The following is a 1,006-nucleotide window of genomic DNA, read 5'->3' on the forward strand; positions in this document are numbered from 1 at the left end:
GCACCGGCGGCACCGGGGCCAACAGCTCGATCCCCGCCGGCGCCGTTGGTGCCGCCCACGCCCGCACTGCCGCCGTTGCCCCCGAGCCCACCCTCGCCGCCGCCGAATCCGGCGCCGCCGGCGATCGAGCTGTTGGCCCCGGTGCCGCCGGTGCCACCGGCCCCGCCGGTGCCGCCGATGCCGGTCTTGCCCGCGGTACCGCCCGCTCCGCCGGTCCCGGCATCGCCGCCGGAGCCGCCGGTGCCGCCATTCCCTGCCGTGCCGGTGGTGCCCGCGCCGCCTTGGCCGCCTTGGCCGCCTTGTCCGCCGTTACCGCCGTCGCCACCGGCCGCGACGATTCCGGTGGTTCCCGTGCCGCCAGTGCCACCGGAGCCGCCCATACCGCCGCCGCCGCCTTGGCCGCCGGCGAGGTTCGCACCGCCGCTACCGCCGGCGCCGCCGGCTCCACCGTCGCCGCCGGCACCCGCGGCGCCGCCGCTGCCGGCCGCGCCGGCACCCGTGCCCGCGTCGCCGCCGAGACCACCGCCGCCGCCGGCCCCGCCACTGCCTCCGGTAGTGCCCAAACCGGCCTTGCCGGCAATGCCGGCCCCGCCATCGCCACCGGCCCCGCCGGTCCCGCCGTTGCCGTTGACGCCGCCCACGCCGGCGCTGCCGCCGCCGCCACCGGCGCCGCCTTGGCCGCCGCCAAAGCCGGAAATGCCTGCGCCGGTACCGGCGCCGCCGCGGCCGCCGGCTCCGCCGGCACCGCCGTCACCGCCGGTACCTGTTCCGCCCGCAGTGCCGCCGGCTCCGCCCGTGCCCGCCGCGCCACCGATACCAGCATCGCCGCCGGTACCGCCCCCACCGCCGGCGCCACCGACGCCGGTCAGGTTGTCGGCGCCAGCCGCGCCCGCGCCGCCGGCGCCGCCGCTGCCACCTGCTCCGCCGGACCCGTTCGTCCCGCCGGCAAGGCCGTTGCCGCCCGCCCCGCCGGCGCCGCCGGCGGACCCGTTGCCGCCCGCAGCGA

The 1,006-nt window shown here is 81.7% G+C and carries 1 protein-coding gene; it reads right to left on the minus strand.

All coding sequences use genetic code 11. The features are described 5' to 3' along the window. A partial coding sequence (locus tag AWC27_RS33435; protein WP_211281659.1) for a hypothetical protein occupies positions 1-1,006 on the minus strand: 1,006 nt, incomplete at both ends.

Source organism: Mycobacterium szulgai, from assembly GCF_002116635.1.
Classification (GTDB): Bacteria; Actinomycetota; Actinomycetes; order Mycobacteriales; family Mycobacteriaceae; genus Mycobacterium; species Mycobacterium szulgai.